This is a genomic window from Anabaenopsis elenkinii CCIBt3563 (genome assembly GCF_015245355.1).
Classification (GTDB): domain Bacteria; phylum Cyanobacteriota; class Cyanobacteriia; order Cyanobacteriales; family Nostocaceae; genus Anabaenopsis; species Anabaenopsis elenkinii.
Map to the genome: position 1 here is coordinate 3866820 of NZ_CP063311.1, position 20461 is coordinate 3887280.

General features: G+C 42.2%; 20 protein-coding genes and 2 pseudogenes. 16 read left to right on the forward strand and 6 right to left on the reverse strand.

Annotation, left to right across the window (positions count from 1 at the left end; all coding sequences use genetic code 11):
- The first annotated feature begins 125 nt into the window (after positions 1-125).
- From IM676_RS16935 to ylqF, 5 genes are all read left to right on the forward strand, one after another.
- A complete protein-coding gene (locus tag IM676_RS16935; RefSeq protein WP_200987964.1) occupies positions 126-1997 on the forward strand; it encodes a tetratricopeptide repeat protein in 1872 nt (623 codons plus the stop codon).
- A gap of 721 nt (positions 1998-2718) precedes the next feature.
- Positions 2719-3183: a CYTH domain-containing protein gene (locus IM676_RS16940; RefSeq protein WP_200987965.1), complete on the forward strand. Its 465-nt coding sequence runs from the start codon at positions 2719-2721 to the stop codon at positions 3181-3183.
- Between the two features lie 47 nt (positions 3184-3230).
- Positions 3231-3908 (forward strand): sporulation membrane protein YtaF, encoded by a 678-nt coding sequence (gene ytaF / locus IM676_RS16945; protein ID WP_200987966.1) that lies wholly within the window; start codon positions 3231-3233, stop codon positions 3906-3908.
- A gap of 20 nt (positions 3909-3928) precedes the next feature.
- On the forward strand, positions 3929-4303 hold the full coding sequence (locus tag IM676_RS16950; protein ID WP_200987967.1) for a VOC family protein: 375 nt from the start codon (positions 3929-3931) through the stop codon (positions 4301-4303).
- Between the two features lie 54 nt (positions 4304-4357).
- Entirely contained in the window at positions 4358-5239 is an 882-nt protein-coding gene (ylqF, locus tag IM676_RS16955; RefSeq protein WP_200987968.1) for a ribosome biogenesis GTPase YlqF, read from the forward strand.
- A 33-nt stretch (positions 5240-5272) separates the two neighbouring features.
- Here the strand turns inward: ylqF and nifT are convergent, their stop codons facing one another.
- The 6 genes and pseudogenes from nifT to IM676_RS19915 form a co-directional block, all read right to left on the reverse strand.
- Complete coding sequence (gene nifT, locus IM676_RS16960) at positions 5273-5476, reverse strand: putative nitrogen fixation protein NifT (RefSeq protein WP_200987969.1); 204 nt, start codon at positions 5474-5476, stop codon at positions 5273-5275.
- Positions 5451-5739, reverse strand: a pseudogene (locus IM676_RS16965) (nitrogen fixation protein NifZ). Before IM676_RS16965 ends, nifT begins: the two are co-directional and overlap by 26 nt.
- Positions 5729-6859 (reverse strand): homocitrate synthase, encoded by a 1131-nt coding sequence (gene nifV / locus IM676_RS16970; RefSeq protein WP_200987971.1) that lies wholly within the window; start codon positions 6857-6859, stop codon positions 5729-5731. The pseudogene IM676_RS16965 and the gene nifV overlap by 11 nt, the downstream one beginning before the upstream one ends.
- Before the next feature lie 410 nt (positions 6860-7269).
- Positions 7270-7470, reverse strand: coding sequence for a DUF2949 domain-containing protein (locus IM676_RS16975; RefSeq protein WP_200987972.1), 201 nt, complete (start codon positions 7468-7470; stop codon positions 7270-7272).
- A 36-nt stretch (positions 7471-7506) separates the two neighbouring features.
- On the reverse strand, positions 7507-7761 hold the full coding sequence (locus IM676_RS16980) for an Asr1405/Asl0597 family protein (protein ID WP_200987973.1): 255 nt from the start codon (positions 7759-7761) through the stop codon (positions 7507-7509).
- A 164-nt stretch (positions 7762-7925) separates the two neighbouring features.
- Positions 7926-8147, reverse strand: a pseudogene (locus IM676_RS19915) (serine O-acetyltransferase); the annotation flags it as partial.
- A 575-nt stretch (positions 8148-8722) separates the two neighbouring features.
- On the opposite strand from IM676_RS19915, the gene IM676_RS16990 reads away from it, so the two are divergent.
- The 11 genes from IM676_RS16990 to IM676_RS17045 all read left to right on the forward strand — a co-directional run bounded on the left by IM676_RS16990 (position 8723) and on the right by IM676_RS17045 (position 20404).
- Positions 8723-9571 (forward strand): bifunctional class I SAM-dependent methyltransferase/HIT family protein, encoded by an 849-nt coding sequence (locus IM676_RS16990; protein ID WP_200990255.1) that lies wholly within the window; start codon positions 8723-8725, stop codon positions 9569-9571.
- A 361-nt stretch (positions 9572-9932) separates the two neighbouring features.
- A complete protein-coding gene (locus IM676_RS16995) occupies positions 9933-10142 on the forward strand; it encodes a hypothetical protein (protein WP_200987975.1) in 210 nt (69 codons plus the stop codon).
- A gap of 625 nt (positions 10143-10767) precedes the next feature.
- The gene (nifB, locus tag IM676_RS17000) at positions 10768-12216 is read left to right on the forward strand and encodes a nitrogenase cofactor biosynthesis protein NifB (RefSeq protein WP_200987976.1); all 1449 of its coding nucleotides are present in this window, start codon (positions 10768-10770) and stop codon (positions 12214-12216) included.
- 72 nt (positions 12217-12288) lie between these two features.
- Complete coding sequence (locus IM676_RS17005) at positions 12289-12642, forward strand: DUF362 domain-containing protein (RefSeq protein WP_200987977.1); 354 nt, start codon at positions 12289-12291, stop codon at positions 12640-12642.
- The gene (gene nifS / locus IM676_RS17010; RefSeq protein WP_200987978.1) at positions 12639-13835 is read left to right on the forward strand and encodes a cysteine desulfurase NifS; all 1197 of its coding nucleotides are present in this window, start codon (positions 12639-12641) and stop codon (positions 13833-13835) included. Before IM676_RS17005 ends, nifS begins: the two co-directional genes overlap by 4 nt.
- A 93-nt stretch (positions 13836-13928) precedes the next feature.
- Positions 13929-14834, forward strand: coding sequence for a Fe-S cluster assembly protein NifU (gene nifU / locus IM676_RS17015; RefSeq protein ID WP_200987979.1), 906 nt, complete (start codon positions 13929-13931; stop codon positions 14832-14834).
- A 192-nt stretch (positions 14835-15026) separates the two neighbouring features.
- A complete protein-coding gene (locus IM676_RS17020; RefSeq protein ID WP_200987980.1) occupies positions 15027-15383 on the forward strand; it encodes a group I truncated hemoglobin in 357 nt (118 codons plus the stop codon).
- A gap of 292 nt (positions 15384-15675) precedes the next feature.
- The gene (gene nifH / locus IM676_RS17030; protein WP_200987982.1) at positions 15676-16566 is read left to right on the forward strand and encodes a nitrogenase iron protein; all 891 of its coding nucleotides are present in this window, start codon (positions 15676-15678) and stop codon (positions 16564-16566) included.
- Between the two features lie 126 nt (positions 16567-16692).
- Positions 16693-18195: a nitrogenase molybdenum-iron protein alpha chain gene (gene nifD / locus IM676_RS17035; RefSeq protein WP_200987983.1), complete on the forward strand. Its 1503-nt coding sequence runs from the start codon at positions 16693-16695 to the stop codon at positions 18193-18195.
- 207 nt (positions 18196-18402) lie between these two features.
- Positions 18403-19938, forward strand: coding sequence for a nitrogenase molybdenum-iron protein subunit beta (gene nifK / locus IM676_RS17040; protein ID WP_200987984.1), 1536 nt, complete (start codon positions 18403-18405; stop codon positions 19936-19938).
- Between the two features lie 136 nt (positions 19939-20074).
- A complete protein-coding gene (locus IM676_RS17045; RefSeq protein ID WP_200987985.1) occupies positions 20075-20404 on the forward strand; it encodes a Mo-dependent nitrogenase C-terminal domain-containing protein in 330 nt (109 codons plus the stop codon).
- Positions 20405-20461 lie beyond the last annotated feature (57 nt).

The window sequence follows — 20461 nt, forward strand, 5'->3', positions numbered from 1 at the left end:
AAGCATAACGGTGGTTGAGGGGAGGGAGTATAAATACTCTGGTGGAAATCAGCATGAATAAATTGATGTGAAAGTACCTCTAGATTACAATAAGTGACGGGAGCTTAATCACCCAGAGAAATCAGATGAATGCTGACGAGTTGTTCCAAAGGGGATTCAACAAACATTTGCAAGGCGACTATCTAGAAGCCATAGCAGATTATACTCAAGTTATTGAAGATCAGCCAGACAAGGCCGAGGCTTACTACAATAGGGGTCTGATTCTCAGCAGTCAACTCAAAGATTATTATGGGGCGATCGCCGACTTTAATCAAGTTATAGAAATTAATCCGAACCTGTCCGCAGCATATTACAATCGTGGTAATGCCCGTTACTGTTTAGGGGACTATGAGAGTGCTATTGCCGATTTTGATCGAGCTATAGAAATCGAGCCAGATTTTGCTGAGTCATATCAGGGTCGGGGTAATGCCTACCTGGGTTTACACGATTATAATCAGGCGATCGCGGATTATCAACAAGCCATAGAAAAAAATCCCGACTTAGCTAATCAAATCCACTTTGATATTGCTAAGGCTTTGCATAATCGGGGTGTAGAGCGTTATCATGCCAGTGATTATCAAGGAGCGATCGCGGATTTACAGCAAGCTTTACAATGGTATCCTGATTTTGCCGCGGCTCATATCGCTAGAGGTAATATCTACTATATTTTAGGGAAGTACGCCGAAGCGATCGCTGACCATGATCGGGCTTTAGAAATAGATGGCAATTTAGCTGTAGCTTACCATAATCGAGGTAATGTCCGCTATGCCCTGGGAGAAAATCAGAGGGCGATAGAGGATTACAATCGGGCTTTGAAAATTGACTCTGGCTTTGCTGAAGCTTACTACAATCGGGGTCTTGTTTATTCTCGCCTGGAAAATTTTACTCAAGCAATTGCTGACTTCAACCAAGCACTGAAGTTGAACCCTGATGATGTGCAAGCATATACTGAACTGGGTCTAATTAGAGAAACTTTAGGAGACTATCACCAAGCCCTGGAGAACTATAGCCAGGGACTGCAAAAGAACCCGACTCTAGCTTTAGTATACGGATTTCGGGCCAATGTACGTCGCCTTTTGGGAGATTTTCAAGGAGCAATTGATGATAGTAATCGACTTATACAACTTGAGCCGCATTTGCCTACAGGGTACTACCATCGTGCTATAACTTTGTCTAGTTTGGGAGATTATCAAGGAGCTATTGATGATTATACTACGGCATTACAAATTACTCCTGATTTAGTTGCCGCTTATTATGGTCGAGGTATTGCGCATTACAATTTGGAATATTTCTTTGCCGCAGTTGCAGATAATACTCAAGCCATAGAGTTATTTCCTAACTTTTCCCAAGCTTACTGTAATCGGGGTAACGCTTATCGTCTTTTAGGCGAGGAAGACAAAGCTATAGCAGATTATAATCGAGCATTAGAAATCAATCCCGATTTGATAGAAGCTCATTACAATCGAGCTTGTGTGTGTTACAAGCTCCAAGACTATGAAGCTGCAGTTATAGACTACACCGATAGCTTGCGTGGCGCAGCCATAGCACTCAAAACGAATCCTCAAGCTGCTGTATTTTACCGTGATCTGCTGGCAGCAGGGCTTCGCCATCGCGCTAATGCTCGTTATGCTTTAGAAGACTATCAAGAAGCAGTAGAAGATTATAGTCAAGTTATTTCTATGGACTCTAGTGTAGCTGAAGACTGGTATAACCGGGGGCGCGCCCTTTCTATGTTGGGAGACTTAACCGCTGGGTTGGCTGATTTAAACCAAGCTTTACAACGTCAACCTTATTGGGCTTCGGCTTATATGCTCAGAGCTGATATCCGCCGTCGTCTACAAGATTATGAAGGTGCTATTGGGGATTTTCAAAAATGTGCTGATATCTATTATCAAGAAGGAAATATGGAGTATTATCAACAAATTCTCGCAGCGATCGCACAGCTGAAGTATCTCTAATCTTCCTGGAAAACGTCCATGTCAAACCTCTACATTTTTGTTACCAGATATCTAGAAAACTACTCTAGGAAATTGTATAGTTTTATGTTTCTTTTTCTCAAATCATGTTAATGTGGTGTCTGATACTGTTGCATGAACAATAATTTTGCTAGAGTATATTCAAGGCTTTGTGGGATCTTCTCTTCGTAAACTTCCTGTGCTTGTAGAAATTACGATTAACTTACCAAACTAAGATTATGAATCGCTTCACCTATGGCTGGTTTGTAGGTTTGAAAGCTGCTAAGTCATCTCTGCCTATTTCCGTACAGAAGTGATAGTACTAAACACCTAACTGAGTGTAACTTTATGATGTATGACACTGAACTTAACTTCGACCGTGGCTCCGGACGCATTACAACAGGTTGCTAAATCCGCCTTCATTCAATGAAGTATTCCCTCATTTGAGTGATTACTGAAATATTCATGAAGGAAATTCAGACGTAGATAGCTTGGGTAGCGAACCTGTCGCCAATCCTCTATTCTGGATATTATACCATAATCCAGAACTAGCCTAAGCTATCTACACAAAATACTATTGGTTCCAGGTCATTTACAAGTTGATGACCTGTTATTTTATCTTGCATATTTTTGAGGGACACCAAAGCCAAAAGTATTATAAAATTTATACACTAGGATATTAAAAATATTCTAGATTTTTAGCAAAAAAGCATCATTTAATAAAATGGCTCAAGAAATAGAGCGTAAATATTTGCTCAAAGGGGATAGTTGGCGCGAATTATCCATAGGAAGTGTATATTGTCAAGGATATATTGACACAAAAAATCAAGTGACTGTACGTGTACGTATAGTAGGACAACAAGGTTATTTAACGATTAAAGGACCTAGTGTTGAATGCTCAAGGTTAGAGTTTGAGTATCCCATCCCTGTACAAGATGCTCAAGAAATCCTCAATACCTTATGTGAACAGCCTTTAATTGAAAAAATTAGATACAAAGTACAATGGGGAGGGTTGACATGGGAAATAGACGAGTTTGATGGTTTAAATAAAGGGCTGATTCTAGCAGAAGTTGAACTTAATGATGCCAATCAAGAGATTGAGCTACCACCTTGGATTGGGGAAGAAGTATCTCACGATCACAGATATTTTAACAGCTATTTGGTCAAGCACCCATTTTCACAATGGTAATGGGCAGGTCACCCTCAGAATGATATTTTTAACTGTCAGGGAAAGCAATGTCTGATTTAATATCTCTGTTCATTCTCTCGATTGCAGTGAGTTTAGATAGCTTCGCGGTGGGTGTCACCTACGGAATGCGCCGCATAACCATTGGTTGGAATCCCCTAGGAGTAATTACCCTGTGTACAGCTATTACACTGCTGATGGCTATGGGATTAGGTAATGCAGTTAGCCATTTGTTGCCCTTAGATTGGGCAGAACGGCTGGGAGGAATTATACTACTGGGAATAGGTGCGATCGCCGTGTTCAATAATTTTCGCTCTCGTCGCCAGGGGGTGGCTTTACCATCATCTTCCATTGGAGAATCCCAGAGAAAAACAGCAAAATCCCAACCATCCCGGCCGTCTTGGCTGAATTGGTATCCCCTGCGCCTGATTCTAGATATTTGGGAATCTCCCATGGCCGCAGACTGTGACAATTCTGCTTCTATCTCCAACTTAGAAGCGATAGCTCTAGGTTTCTCCGTATCTCTTGACTCTTTTCTAGCAGGGATTGGCGCTGCTCTGTTAGGTCATTCCATATGGCTGACCACAGTGATTATATCCAGTATGAGCGGATGTTTGATTTACTTGGGTCTACAAGTGGGTATAGTTTTATCTAGCAATCGGCTGCTCAATCGCCTCTCCTATTTACCTGGTATCTTACTAATTATACTGGGACTGTCCAAAGTTTAGCCGGATGTTTTGCACAAAATATGGTTTTTGCATATACCCAAGCTCTGATGACTATAGCATCTGTTAACTGGGAAAAATTAGTCAATTTCTATACTCTACTGCTTAATCAACCACCATCCTCTGTTATCCCCCATGTCTATGCAGAGTTTCAACTTCCGGGTTTAACATTGGGTATTTTTCAACCTGAAAAAAACCACACACGGGAATTTGCCACCTCAGCTAAGAGTAAGATCAGTTTATGTTTAGAAGTGAGTAATTTAGAAGCAGCGATCGCTCACGTGACCAACTTAGGCTACCCACCCCCTGGTGAAATCTCCACACCCTCCCACGGTAGAGAAATTTATGCTTATGACCCCGATGGCAATCGCTTGATTTTACATGAAAAATACACCTGATGCACCCCTTGTGTACAAAGGAGTGCTATAATTACTACCGATTGGCCATTAACTATGTCTTTAACTCAAAACTATAAATTAAACCTGATCCAATGGTATCCAGGTCATATTGCTAAAGCCGAAAAGCAGCTCAAAGAACAGCTCAAGCGCGTAGATGTAGTGTTGGAAGTACGAGACGCGCGGATTCCTTTAGCAACACACCACCCCCAAATAGATGAATGGGTGGGGGATAAGGCGCGGATATTAGTATTGAACAGATTGGATATGATTCCCCCCCAAGTGCGATCGCTTTGGGTAGATTGGTTTAAACATCAAGGTCAAGTTGCCTATTTTACCAATGCTAAACAAGGTCAAGGTGTGGTGGCGATCGCCAAAGCAGCCCAAGCTGCAGGGGTAAAACTCAATCAAAGAAGACGCGATCGGGGGATGTTACCTCGTCCAGTGCGAGCAGTAGTGATTGGATTTCCCAACGTTGGGAAATCAGCCTTAATTAACCGTCTGTTAGGAAAGCGAGTGGTAGAAAGTGCTGCGCGTCCGGGAGTAACTCGTTCCTTACGCTGGGTGAGAATTTCAGAACACTTAGAATTACTAGATGCTCCGGGGGTGATTCCCTTAAAAATGGGCAATCAAGAAGCGGCGATCAAGTTAGCAATTTGTGATGACATTGGTCAAGCATCTTATGATCATCAGCTGGTAGCATCTGCTTTCATCGACTTACTCAACCAACTCCAAGAAACAGCAGGAAATTTATTACCACCCTCACCCGTATATACCCGCTACCAAGTTGACCCCGTCATGTACACAGGGGAAAGCTATTTACAGGCTTTAGCAGAACATCGTTATCAAGGAGACCAGGAGCGCACAGCTAGACATTTGTTAACAGATTTTCGTAAGGGCTTGTTGGGGACAATACCCTTAGAATTACCACCCAAGTAATTGTGAGTCTGAGTCACCCTGGGGATAAGTGTTTTAAGCCAGGCGTTTAGCTTCCACAGTTAGCGGTAAACTAGACACATCTGGTAATTGAGTAAATTCTAATTCCCAGCCATTGGCTAAGGTGAGAACTATACCATCATTACCATCTGTTTGTTTAACTACTTCTTCCTCAAGGTCTTTTTTAGCAACGTAAGCAACTAAATGGCCAGCATCATTCATCCGTAGCATTACTTTCATGATTTCTCCTCAACCGACTCTAGTTCTCTTTTGCGACAACCGACAACGAACCCTGTCTCTAGAAAATGCACTGCATAAATATAGGAAGTTTGTAGATAAGTACCTATACTTGCTATATAGCCAATGTCTCCTATATTACCTAGTATCGCCCCGATTTCTTGACCGGGAAATGTACCATCGTTTTTGATTAGTTTACGAAGTCTAACTTTTTGACCAATTTCAAAAACAGGCGGTAAATGGAGTTCTAATTCATCACGTTGCATGAGAGTACCTCTGTTCTCTTACCAAACTCAAAAGTTCTTCTACAGTCAGATTACGTTTTTCCTTAATTGACTGCTGGCGAACTGCATCCAATACCGACTGGGCTTCCTCCGGGTCGAGAAAAATGTTGTTTTGCTGTAACAAACTAGTAATGTGATGTCTACCTGAATGCTTACCTACTACCAAACGCCTTTCCCAACCTACCTCTTCCGGTGCAAATGGTTCGTAGGTGAGGGGATTTTGCAATACGCCGTGAGCATGAATTCCCGACTCATGAGCGAAGGTATTTTCGCCAACAATTGCTTTCCAGGGTGGAACATGAGAATTGGATGCTGAAGCAACCAGTTGTGATAGTTCCAACAAACGGCGAGTATCAACACCCAAATTAATACCGTAAATGCGTTTAATGGACATCACCACTTCTTCTAAAGCTGCATTTCCCGCCCTTTCGCCTACGCCGTTAACTGTGGTATTTACAGATGTAGCTCCGGCTTTGATACCAGCTAGGGCGTTAGCAGTAGCCAAGCCAAAATCATTATGAGTGTGAATTTCTACTGGAATAGACAAGGCGGAAACCAGCTGTTTAACTTTGGCGTAGGTGCTGAAGGGGTCGAGTACGCCCACAGTATCACAGAAGCGAAACCGTGACGCGCCCCATTCTTGAGCATTAAGTGCTACATCTAACAGGAAGTTGGGATCAGCTCTAGAAGAGTCTTCGCCACCTACTGCTACCCAAAGACCTTTATCTACCGCAAAGCTGATACAATCTTTGAGCTTTTGTAAACTTACCCGCCATTGACCATGAAATTTAGCGGCGATTTGGATTCCAGAAACCGGAATAGCGATATGTACTCGCTGTAAACCACAGGTTATGGAGGCTTTGATATCTGAAATTACCGCCCGGTTCCAACCCAGAAGCTTGGCTTGCAAACCTAGGTCGGAAATTGCTATAATGGCGTGTGTCTCTGCATCTCCCATGGCTGGAATTCCCACTTCTAACTCGGGAATACCAATGGCGTCAAGAAATTTGGCGATCGCGACTTTTTCTTCAAAGGTAAAAGCAACACCTGCGGCTTGTTCACCATCACGTAATGTAGTGTCATTAATTAAGATTTCATTCATCTCAAACATCCTTCTTAGGAACCATTCTTAAGATTGCTTGTGTTTTGGTAGCTCATTTCCCTGAAAAGTCTGGTAAATCCCCCATGCAAATGCTGATAGCTGGCGTGGCGTCGCCCTAGGATGAATGGTAAATGCTATAAACTCTCAGATTTAATATTTCATCTTCATCATTATTAAATCATAACTAAATTACGAGATTATATCTGTATGACAGAAAACCAAATATAGGTATATTTTAGAATTATTTTTACTATTGCTAAATCAGCTATTTTATAATAGCGATTTACTGATATAACTATTATCAAATTAAGGAATAATGCTGACATAAATCATCATTGACGACGATAATTACCAGGGATTTACTCATGGTCATTTAGCTGAGGTTAACAGATGAAAATCCCAGATTAAATCTATTGACGATGGTTATCTAGCCAATCTAGAATCTGCTCTAGTTGATCTAAATCAACCAGTCCATATTGCCACAAAAGCATTGGTAAGGGACCATTATCAAACTCACGATGTCGTAAAGCTACAGCAATATCTGCATTTGTCAGTTCTATTTCCTGATGTAAAAAATTGATCAATTTTCTTTCAGTGTTACCGATGGTCATAAGTTGATAGGAAAATGAACAAATAACAAACAATGTTTAGCAGTTGTCTGTATCCCAGCAACGTTCTAACCAATCTACTAATTCGTAGCGAGAAGCCAGAAATTGCATCAGGATACTGCGAATCAGGATAGCTTCTAGTAAGTTATTTACTTGGACTTCCACGGAACCATCACTGTGACAACAGCAGGGAATCATTAATTCTTGCAAACGTAACAGAATTGGCCAGCGAACTGACAAGGGAATCTGCAAAACTTGATGGTTGGGAAAATCAGAACTATGAGGTGTCAACATGATTAATGATTTTTTCCCAACAGTTCTTGATTCTGGGTTTGAGTCTTGAGGTTTTGCAGTTCTTCTAGTTTCTGGATAGGTGAGAGTAAAGAACTAATCAGATTCCCTTGCTCATCGGGGAGCTTTCCAGCGGGATGTAGATTGGTCTGATGTTTGGGACAGGTCAGATGATGCAAAGATATTGCGTGTAACCCTGGGTAACAAAATATCACCTCTAGCCAATTACGTGCTACAGTATCACGTTCTAAGATGATTTGAAAATCACTTAATAACGGTTCTAAAAGTGTTTTCAACAATGATTTATTGGGAGAACTGGGTTTGATTGTGGCCTGATAGCTTGCTTGGCGTAGCGATAGAATTTTGATAGTCTTTAATGACTGTTGCATTGGTAGTGTCTGCTTAAAAAAGCCATGTGCTATTTTCTGCTTATATCAGGTGACTTGTAACAGGACAATACAACCAATGCTGATTGAATTTATTGGATTAATTAGATTTGTACTCAAGTGTCTACAAACGCAATTTCAGGGAAATGTAAAATTTCTCAGGGGGTAGGGTACTAGTATTTAATTAGGGGGGTTCTGGTGTTTTGAAATTAGGGGCTTGAGAATTTTCGTACTCAATACAAAAGACTTCACCTGTAAGAGTTTGCAGCGAATTAGGCAAGTCATTTTGCAATTTATTAAGTTGTACTCACTGTCGCGTCAAGATGAGGTAAACAGCATGATTAGTCATATATCTGTATACCCAGCTACGATTCCTATTCTAGGATTTCGCCAAGGAAAAAACAGGTTTCTTTATTTTGTTTTAGTTTTTTTTGTCTGTGTATATATATACGTTTCTTAATACAGACTTTGTAAAACTTTACTTATCTCCAGAAAACCCTCAGGGGAATGCTAGAGTGTAATTTATTTACGCAAGTTTACTTGTGCTAATACACCGATAGTGTGCATTGCCAAATTCCATGAAACAGCAGAAAAACCTATTCAGCCATCTCACCGCCATTGAAAGAACTTCCTTATCATTTCCCGCAGAGTTTTTATTAAATCAAAACCTGTTAAAAGGTAAAATATTAGATTTTGGTTGTGGTTTTGGTAATGATGTCAAGATTATCAGTCGAAAAGGCTTTGATATTATAGGCTATGACCCTCATTATTTTCCCGCATATCCTCAAGGAAAGTTTGACACAATCATTTGTTTTTATGTTTTAAATGTTGTGTTTCCTGAAGAACAAGCCAATATCCTCATGGAAGTATCTCATCTGTTAAAACCAGGAGGTAAGGCTTATTATGCTGTGAGGAGAGATATCAAAAGGGAAGGATTCAGAGAGCATTATGTTCACAAAAAGCCTACATACCAATGTTTAGCTAGACTTCCCTTTCATTCATTGTACTCAGATGAAATGCGGGAAGTATATGAATATGTTCATTATAATCAACAGCGAAATTCTACTAATTATTGTATATTTTGCAATCCTCATAAACATCTGACTTTAGTGACAGAATCAGCGACAGCTTATGCTATGTTTGATGGTTATCCCATCAGTAAAGGTCACACTTTAGTTATTCCTAAGCGTCATATTAGTAATTATTTTGACTTACCATTTAAAGAACAGTCTGCTTGCTGGTTGATGGTGAATAAAGTCCAGGAAATTCTCAAAACAGAATTTGCGCCTGATGGTTTTAATGTCGGTATGAACGTCAATAGAGCAGGGGGTCAAAATATTATGCACGCCAGTATTCATGTTATCCCTCGCTACCAGGGCGATACTGCTGGTAAAAGTGGGATTAGAAAAGTGATTCCTAAGACATAAAAATTGTGGTTTCTTCCGGTTTGGTTAACCGCCTAATTCCTGGACTGACCTTATGTGGTGGGAGAATGCTCTATTTTGATGAGTAAGTTTAACTATCTTCTCAACTGATTGAGCATTTTTTTAGGGATTTTTATCTGTTAAAAATTAAATGAATATAAAAGGCATTTGTTCTGCTTGAAAAAATGATATGTTAGATACATAATGAAGTTGTCGGCATTTCTCAATTTTGACTTGGGAAACCGTCGATTTATGCCTATTTAGGGATATATGCTCACCTTGAACCTATGATTTTTGCTTATAGACATTAATTCTCAATAGATTTATGATGATAGTTAGTGTACTTCCTTGTTGAGTGTTCATCATGCAATTGCCAGATCATTCTCAAAACCTGTTGAGCAACTGGGTTATTCAAGTAATAATCAAGGGTTTAAACTTAAAATTTTCTCAACTAACTAGGTTATTCAGCCAGGAGCAAAAGTTAAATAAAAATAAACTGCATTTTTCCGTCAAAAAAAATGATAGGTTAGATACAGAATGGAACTTAGCACGTATCTGGAGTAGTGGGACATAAACCGGCTCTGTGTGTTTCATCCTTTGAGTAACTATTCCCAGTCATGATAAACGGGACTTAAAGCGGTTTTGAGTACAGATTTATGTACCTGAAAATCTAGAAAAAATTGATTAAAACCATCAATATAAATGGTTTTGGGCTGAGTACCAGTAAATCCTGAACCCCTGTTGATAAATACTCGTACCCCAACTGAAAAATACTAGCACCCCCACCCGAAAAAAAAATTATTAATCTTTGTAAAACCCACACAGTCAGGGTGGTAAAATTTGAGTACAAGGGTAATAAATCCAATAAATTCTATCCTTCATAAACTCCCAGAGCATTTGAGAAGCACTGCTATAAATCTTATATCGCCAATCACTCAACGCCCTAAACACAAGGAAGAGCGAAGAGTGGGTGGAGGGATGAGATAGCACCATTCCTTTGTGAATAGAAGTCGCGGCTGTATTCAATAACGAACTGAACCCAGACGGAAAAGTTGACACACACCAGCCACTGCTCAGTTAATAGTGATCAAAATGTTAACTAGAGTGATTACAAGACGCGACTTCATTTCCTAGGTAAAGACAGTAGCAACGGCATCTCCCACTGTGGCCTATAGTCCACTGAACCCTTGCGAAATTCAATGACACTACCGTCTACCGGACTCCTCACCTCCGACCATCAGGAACCAGCATCAAACCAAGCAAAATCAGGTGGTTGCGGATGCGACAGCAGCACCACCGTAGAAATGGATCAAAAGCTCCAAGAACGTATCGCCAAACATCCCTGTTATAGCGAAGACGCTCATCACCACTACGCCAGAATGCACGTTGCAGTTGCACCAGCTTGTAACATTCAATGCAACTATTGTAACCGTAAATACGACTGTGCTAACGAAAGTCGTCCTGGAGTAGTGAGCGAACTGCTGACACCAGAAGAAGCTGCACACAAGGCTTTGGTAATTGCAGGTAAAATTCCCCAAATGACAGTGGTGGGAATTGCCGGACCTGGTGACCCATTGGCGAATCCTGAAAAGACTTTCCGTACATTTGAATTGATTGCAGACAAGGCACCAGATATTAAGCTTTGCCTGTCAACTAATGGTTTAATGTTACCAGAATACATTGACCGCATCAAACAACTAAATATAGATCACGTTACTATTACCCTGAATACCATAGACCCAGAAATTGGCGCTCAGATTTATTCTTGGGTTCACTACAAGCGCAAGCGTTATAGAGGTGTTGAAGGTGCTAAAATTCTGCTAGAGAAGCAGATGGAAGGATTGCAAGCACTCAAGGAAGCTGATATTTTGTGTAAAGTTAACTCGGTGATGATTCCGGGGATTAATGATCAGCACCTGATCGAAGTCAATAAAATGATTCGTGAAAATGGTGCATTCTTGCACAACATCATGCCTTTGATTTCAGCACCGGAACATGGTACACATTTTGGCTTAACAGGTCAACGTGGCCCTACACCTAAGGAAGTGAAGGCACTACAAGACAATTGCGCCGGTAATATGAAAATGATGCGCCATTGTCGTCAATGCCGAGCCGATGCGGTAGGATTATTAGGAGAAGACCGCAGCCAGGAATTTACTAAGGATAAGTTCTTGGAAATGTCCCCAGAATATGACCTAGAACAACGGACTGTTGTTCATGAAGGGATTGAGAAGTTTAAACAAGAACTAAAAATAGCCAAGGAAAAGGCGCAAAAGGGCAATAAACTTGCCAATAATCCTAAAATCTTAGTTGCAGTAGCCACCAAGGGCGGTGGGTTGGTTAACCAACACTTCGGTCATGCGAAGGAATTCCAGATTTATGAGGTGGATGGTCATCAAGTTAGCTTTGTCGGTCATCGTAGAATTGACCAATATTGTCAAGGTGGATTTGGAGAAGAAGCCACTTTTGAGCATATTATGGCAGCGATCGCAGATTGCAAAGCAGTTTTAGTCTCTAAGATTGGTAACTGTCCTCAAGAGAAATTGCAAGCAGCGGGAATACAGACTGTGGAAGCTTACGACGTGATTTCAAAAGTTGCTTTGGAATTTTACGAGCAATATATCCAGGAATTAGGCAATCAGGATTAGGGAGTAGGGAATAGGGGAGATATTTCCCCATACCCAGTACCCCATACTCAGTAATCACAAAGGAGAATAATCATGGCTTATCAAATCACTAGCCAATGTATTTCCTGTCATCGTTGTCTGTCTGTGTGTCCCAATGATGCAGTCAAACTAATTGACGGTCTTCATGTAATTGATGCTGCACTTTGCACAAACTGCGCTGGTAGTATTTACTCTGTACCTCAGTGTCAAGCTATTTGTCCTACTTCTAATGGTTGTGTAAAACAACCCCACGATTATTGGGAAAGCTGGTTTGCTAATTACAATCGCTCTTTAGCAAAATTAACCAAAAAACAAGATTATTGGGAGCGTTGGTTTAATTATTACTCCCAAAAATTCTCCGAGCAATTATCTCGACATCAGAGCGAAGTAGTAGGTGTATCAGGATGAGCATCATTTATCTAGACAATAATGCTACAACAAAAGTAGACCCGGAAGTTTTAGAGGTGATGTTGCCTTATCTACGGGACTACTACGGTAATCCTTCTAGTATGCACACCTTTGGTGGACAACTGGGCAAAGCTGTGAAAACAGCACGCCAACAATTAGCCGCCCTGATTGGTGCTGATGAGTCGGAAATTGTCTACACTAGTTGTGGTACAGAGGGAGATAACGCCGCTATTCGGGCTGCATTGTTAGCACAACCGCAAAAGCGACATATCATTACTACCCAGGTTGAACACCCAGCAGTTTTGAATGTCTGCAAACAACTGGAAACTCAAGGTTATACGGTTACCTATCTTTCGGTTAATTCTCAGGGACAGTTAGATTTAGATGAGTTAGAAGCTTCTCTGACTGGGAACACCGCCTTGGTAACAATCATGTATGCCAATAACGAAACAGGTACGGTGTTTCCTATTGAGCAAGTTGGGTTAAGAGTCAAACAGTCTGGCGCTATTTTTCATGTGGATGCGGTGCAAGCTGTGGGCAAAATTCCCATGAACATGAAGACTAGTACCATAGATATGTTAACTCTGTCTGGTCACAAGATCCATGCTCCCAAGGGAATTGGGGCTTTGTATGTCCGGCGCGGTGTGCGGTTCCGTCCTTTGCTGATTGGTGGACACCAAGAGCGGGGACGTCGCGCGGGAACAGAAAACGTTCCGGGTATTATTGCTCTAGGTAAAGCCGCAGAGTTAGAATTATTACATTTAGAAGAGGCTACCGCCAGAGAAAGAAAATTGCGCGATCGCTTAGAGCAAACCTTACTGGCCAAAATTCCTGACTGTGAAGTGAATGGCGACGTAACGCAGAGATTACCTAACACCACTAATATTGGTTTCAAATATATTGAAGGTGAAGCAATTCTGCTCTCCCTCAACAAGTATGGTATCTGTGCTTCCTCTGGTTCTGCTTGTACTTCTGGGTCTTTAGAACCTTCCCACGTTTTGCGGGCAATGGGTCTACCTTATACTACTTTACATGGCTCCATTCGTTTTAGTCTGTCTCGCTACACTACAGAGGCTGAAATCGACAGGGTTATAGAGGTAATGCCGGATATTGTCCAACGTTTACGGGCTATGTCCCCTTTCCAGAATGATAATGCGGGTTGGCTGCAAGAACAAGCACTGATTCATAACTAGGGACTGCTGGGTAGTGGGGTATATAGAATTTTTTCTCATCCCTCATCCCTAGTCCCTCATCTAAAATCTCAAATCTCAAATCCAAAAGTAATCATGTGGGACTACACAGATAAAGTATTAGACTTGTTTTACAACCCCAAAAATCAGGGAGCTATTGAAGAAACCAGCGAATCTGGTGTTAAGGTAGCAACCGGAGAGGTAGGGAGTATTGCTTGTGGTGATGCTCTGCGACTACACCTTAAAGTTGAGGTCGAATCTGATAAAATATTAGATGCTCGCTTTCAAACCTTTGGCTGCACTAGTGCGATCGCCTCTTCGAGTGCTTTAACTGAAATGGTCAAGGGTTTAACCCTGGATGAAGCTTTGAAAATCTCTAATAAAGAGATTGCAGATTACCTCGGTGGCTTACCAGAAGCCAAGATGCACTGTTCTGTCATGGGACAAGAAGCTTTAGAAGCGGCTATTTATAACTATCGAGGTATAGCCCTCCCTACCCATGATGACGATGAAGAAGGTGCATTGATTTGTAGCTGCTTTGGGATTACTGAAGCCAAAATTCGCCGTGTGATTGTAGAAAATCATCTTACGGAAGCCGAACAAGTAACAAATTATGTAAAAGCTGGTGGCGGATGCGGTTCCTGTTTAGCGAGTATTGATGATATTATAAGAGATGTAAAGGAGAAACAAGCCGCCGCAACCGTTGCAAGTAAACAGAAAGTCCCAGTTGCCAACTCTCCCCAGCCATCATCAAAACCTTTAACCAATGTGCAAAGGATTGCACTCATCCAAAAAGTTCTCGATGAAGAAGTTAGACCCGTACTGATTGCTGATGGTGGAGATGTTGAACTTTACGACCTAGAAGGCGATAAAGTCAAGGTACTACTCCAAGGTGCTTGTGGTTCTTGTCCTAGCAGTACAGCTACTCTCAAGATTGCTATTGAAGCTAGGTTAAAAGAACGTGTGAGCCAAAACTTGGTAGTAGAGGCGGTGGAACCATAACTCTCAGACTTAGATACAGCAGAAATACCACTTCTTAATCATGGAGAGCAACAGCAAGTAGGATGTGAAACAGATAGATATCGCCACATCAATTGATTCCTACTCACAACGTACAGCAACAGCAAATAGGTGGAAGTATTTTACACCTGATTGCCCATGGCATTATCCAACTCGCAGCACAAGGAACAGGATATGACTACATTGTACGAGAAAATTGGTGGACAGCCAACACTTGAGAAAGTAGTTGATGCTTTTCACAACAGCATTATGGCAGATAGTAGCCTCAAAGGCTTCTTTGCTAAAACCGATATGGCGAAACAACGCGCCCATCAAATTGCTTTCTTCTCTCAAATTCTCGAAGGTCCAAAGCAATACTCTGGCCGTCCCATGGACAAAACCCACTCAGGGATGAAGCTCAGTGAGCAACACTTTGAAGCTGTGAGCAAGCACCTGACTGCAGCCATGACCGCTAGTGGAGTATCCGCAGAAGACGCTAGCGCTGCAATGGCTAAAGTCTCTAGCCTCAAAGCCGCTATTTTGAATAAGTAAGAAATCTGCATTGATTGGCCTATCACTCCTTCACATCCTACTTGTTTTCCCTACCTATTCTAAAGTATGTAATTCCCCTGTCATTTGTCCAGGGAGACTGGACAACAATGACACGGCAAACTTAAACAAAAACTTAACCCCGAACTATTATGACACCAAAACCCTTTAATTATGCTGTGGAGCGATCGCCCCCGCGACGTTCTACAACACGCGCTCACTGCTGTAGCTCAACAGGCGTGAACGTCAACACACAGATCCACACTAACCAACAAATTGCAGGAGAAAAATCATCATGTCAGTTGACGAAAACATTAGACAGATAGCTTTCTACGGTAAAGGTGGTATTGGTAAATCTACCACTTCTCAAAACACCCTGGCGGCTATGGCAGAAATGGGTCAGCGCATCCTCATCGTTGGTTGTGACCCCAAAGCTGACTCCACCCGTTTGATGCTCCACAGTAAAGCTCAAACCACCGTTCTTCACTTGGCTGCTGAACGTGGTGCAGTGGAAGACTTGGAACTTGAAGAAGTAATGTTAACCGGTTTCCGTGGCGTTCGCTGCGTGGAATCTGGCGGTCCAGAACCCGGTGTAGGTTGTGCAGGTCGTGGTATTATCACCGCCATCAACTTCTTAGAAGAAAACGGCGCTTACCAAGACGTTGATTTCGTATCTTACGACGTATTGGGTGACGTTGTATGTGGTGGTTTTGCTATGCCTATCCGTGAAGGTAAAGCACAAGAAATCTACATCGTTACCTCCGGTGAAATGATGGCGATGTATGCTGCTAACAACATCGCTCGTGGTGTTCTTAAATATGCTCACACCGGCGGTGTGCGCTTAGGTGGTTTGATTTGTAACAGCCGTAAGGTTGACCGCGAAATCGAATTGATTGAAACTCTGGCTGCACGTTTGAACACCCAGATGATTCACTTCGTACCCCGCGACAACATCGTTCAACACGCTGAATTGCGTCGGATGACAGTTAACGAGTATGCACCTGACAGCAATCAAGCTAATGAATACCGTGAATTAGCTAGGAAGATCATCAACAACAAAAACCTCACCATCCCCACTCCTATCGAGATGGATGAATTAGAAGCACTGTTGATCGAGTTCGGTATTCTCGAAAGCGACGAAGAAGCAGAAAAACTGTTAGCAGCAGAGAAGACAGCAGCTAAGTAATAACACACAGGGAAAAAGGAAAAGGAAAGAATTATCTCTGACCTTTTACCTTTGACCTTACCCCCTATCCTTTAGGGGAATTCCATCTACCTTATCCCCAGATCCTTACTAACTTGAGAGGCTAAAATGACACCTCCAGAAAACAAGAAGATTGTCGAAGAAAGAAAAGAACTTATTAAAGAAGTTCTAGAAGCTTACCCTGATAAAGCTAAGAAAAAACGCGAAAAGCACTTAAACGTATTTGAAGAAGGTAAGAGCGATTGCGGTGTTAAGTCTAACATCAAATCTCTTCCTGGTGTAATGACCGCCCGTGGTTGTGCTTATGCAGGTTCTAAAGGTGTGGTTTGGGGTCCTATTAAGGACATGATCCACATCAGCCACGGTCCTGTAGGTTGCGGTTACTGGTCTTGGTCTGGTCGTCGTAACTACTACATTGGTACTACAGGTGTTGATACCTTTGGTACTATGCACTTTACCTCTGACTTCCAAGAACGGGATATCGTTTTCGGTGGTGACAAAAAACTACTGAAATTAATCCAAGAGTTGGAAGAATTATTCCCTCTCAACCGTGGTGTTTCTATTCAGTCTGAATGTCCCATCGGTCTAATTGGGGATGACATCGAAGCTGTAGCTAAGAAAGCAGCAAAAGAGATTGATAAGCCTGTTGTTCCTGTACGTTGCGAAGGTTTCCGCGGTGTTTCCCAGTCCTTGGGTCACCACATCGCTAACGACATGATTCGTGACTGGGTATTCCCCAGAGCTGACAAAGCTAAGGCTGACGGTACACTTAACTTTGAATCTACTCCCTATGACGTAGCCATTATCGGTGACTACAACATTGGTGGTGATGCTTGGGCTAGCCGCATCTTACTAGAAGAAATCGGCTTGCGTGTAGTTGCTCAATGGTCTGGTGATGGTACCATCAACGAAATGTTGATGACCCCCAACGTCAAGATGAACCTCATCCACTGTTACCGCTCGATGAACTACATCAGCCGTCACATGGAAGAGAAATATGGTATTCCCTGGTTAGAATACAACTTCTTCGGTCCTACCAAGATTGCTGAATCCTTACGGGAAATTGCCTCTAAGTTTGACGCCAAGATCCAAGAAAACGCTGAGAAGGTGATCGCTAAGTATCAGCCTACCATGGATGCGATCGTTAACAAGTATCGCCCCCGTTTGGAAGGTAAGACTGTCGCCATGATGGTTGGTGGTCTGCGTCCTCGCCACGTTGTCCCAGCTTTCCAAGACTTGGGTATGAAAATGATTGGTACTGGTTATGAGTTCGCTCATAACGACGACTACAAACGTACCACTCACTACATCGAAAATGGCACCATCGTTTACGATGACGTCACCGCTTACGAGTTTGAAGAGTTTGTTAAGGCTCTTAAACCAGACTTAATTGCTTCCGGTGTGAAAGAGAAGTACGTCTTCCAAAAGATGGGTCTACCTTTCCGTCAAATGCACTCTTGGGATTACTCCGGTCCTTATCACGGTTATGATGGCTTCGCTATCTTCGCTCGCGATATGGATTTGGCACTCAATAGCCCAACCTGGGGACTAATTGGCGCTCCCTGGAGCAAAAAGGCTGACGCTAAAGCTAAAGCCAAAGCTACCGCCTAAATCAGTGGAAAAGGGATAAATAGGGATGGCCTGGGGTTTTAGCCCCAGGGGAGGAGTTGGGAATTCAAAGTTCAAAATTCAAAAGTTAAAAGTTAATTTTGATTTTTGCATTCTGAATTTTGAGTGACATTCCCACCCCCACCCTATAAAATTCCCCCCCAAATTTCCCAACTACTAACGAATCATGTAAGCTTGGAGAACCAGCAAATGCCTCAGAATCCAGATAAAATTCAAGACCACGTTGAGTTATTCCACCAACCAGAGTACAAACAACTCTTCCAAAACAAGAAGGAATTTGAAAACGGTCACAGCCCCGAAGAAATCGAACGGGTTGCAGAATGGACCAAGGGTTGGGAATATCGCGAAAAGAACTTTGCTCGTGAAGCATTAACCATCAACCCTGCTAAAGGTTGCCAACCTTTAGGTGCAATTTTTGCTGCTGTGGGTTTTGAAGGTACTCTACCCTTTGTACAAGGTTCTCAAGGTTGCGTTGCATACTTCCGTACCCACTTAACCCGTCACTACAAAGAACCATTCTCTGGTGTGTCTTCTTCCATGACTGAAGACGCAGCGGTATTCGGTGGTATGCAGAACATGATTGATGGGTTGGCTAACTCTTACCAACTCTACAAGCCCAAGATGATTGCTGTTTGCACCACCTGTATGGCTGAGGTTATTGGTGATGACTTACAAGCTTTCATCAACAACGCTAAGGATGCTGGTTCAGTTCCTAAGAATTTCCCAGTCCCTTATGCTCACACACCTAGCTTTGTTGGTTCCCACATCACTGGTTACGACAACATGATGAAGGGTATTCTTTCTAACCTGACCGCAGGTCAGAAGAAAGCCACCAGCAATGGCAAAATCAACTTTATCCCAGGTTTTGACACCTACGTCGGCAACAACCGTGAAATCAAGCGTATTGCAGGTTTATTCGGTTTTGACTACACCATTCTAGCTGATAACAGTGACTACCTGGATTCACCCAACACAGGTGAATTCGATATGTATCCCGGTGGTACTAAGTTGGAAGATGCCGCAGACTCCATCAACGCTAAGGCTACAGTGTTTCTGCAAGCGCACTCCACAGTTAAGACCCGTGAGTACATTGAAAAAGAATGGAAGCAAGAAGTTGTAGTTTCCCGTCCTTGGGGTATTAAGGCTACTGACGAGTTCTTGATGAAACTCAGTGAATTGAGCGGTAAGCCCATTCCTGAAGAGTTGGAAATCGAACGCGGTCGCGCAGTTGATGCTATGACCGACTCCCACGCTTGGATTCACGGTAAGCGCTTCGCTATCTACGGTGAGCCAGACTTGGTATACAGCGTAGTTGGTTTCATGTTAGAAATGGGTGCTGAACCTGTGCATATCTTGGTTCACAACTCCAATGATGTGTTTGAAAAAGAACTTCAAGCTCTACTAGATTCTAGTCCTTTTGGTCAAGGCGCAACCATCTGGGGTGGTAAAGACCTATGGCATATGCGTTCTTTACTGTTCACTGAACCTGTAGACTTGCTGATTGGTAACTCCTATGGTAAGTACCTGTGGCGTGATTGTAAGGTTCCCCTGGTAAGAATTGGTTATCCCATCATGGATCGCCACCACTTACACCGCTACAGCACCATTGGCTATCAAGGTGTGATCAACTTGCTCAACTGGATTGTCAATACAATCTTTGAAGAAATCGATCGCAACACCAACATTCCTTCTAAAACAGATATTTCTTACGACTTAATTCGCTAAGAATTGCAGAGTGCTAATCAAGGGTAAGGAAGGGGAGTAAGGGCTAGGGGCAAAAAGGATGATATTCATGCCCAATGCCCCTAGATCCCTACTTACCTTTTTCTAGCAAATTCAATCTTTACTGGAGGTATTAATTATGGAAACTATACATCATACTCACTCTGATCATCATTACCATCCACCTAACTCTCAAAAATCTGGTTGGTTTCAGAAAATTTTCAATCCTCTGCGTGGTTTACTAGATGGGATTGAAGTGAGAAATTATCATCTGGCTCATCTAATTTGCCGGGTCATTCCTTGCTGTTGTCCTTTTGAGCGCAATGTTAATTTATTTGGTCGGAGTTTCCATATTCCGCCTTTGTGTAAACTCAATCCTGTATATGATGAGTTGGTGGGTATGCGTTTTCGTGCCTTATCTTTTCTGGCTGATGAATGTGGGGAAGATGTCACGAAGTATATTTGTTAGGCAGTGATATTGATTTTTTAATGCTCTTGCAAAAGTACATTTTATGATAATTAGTCC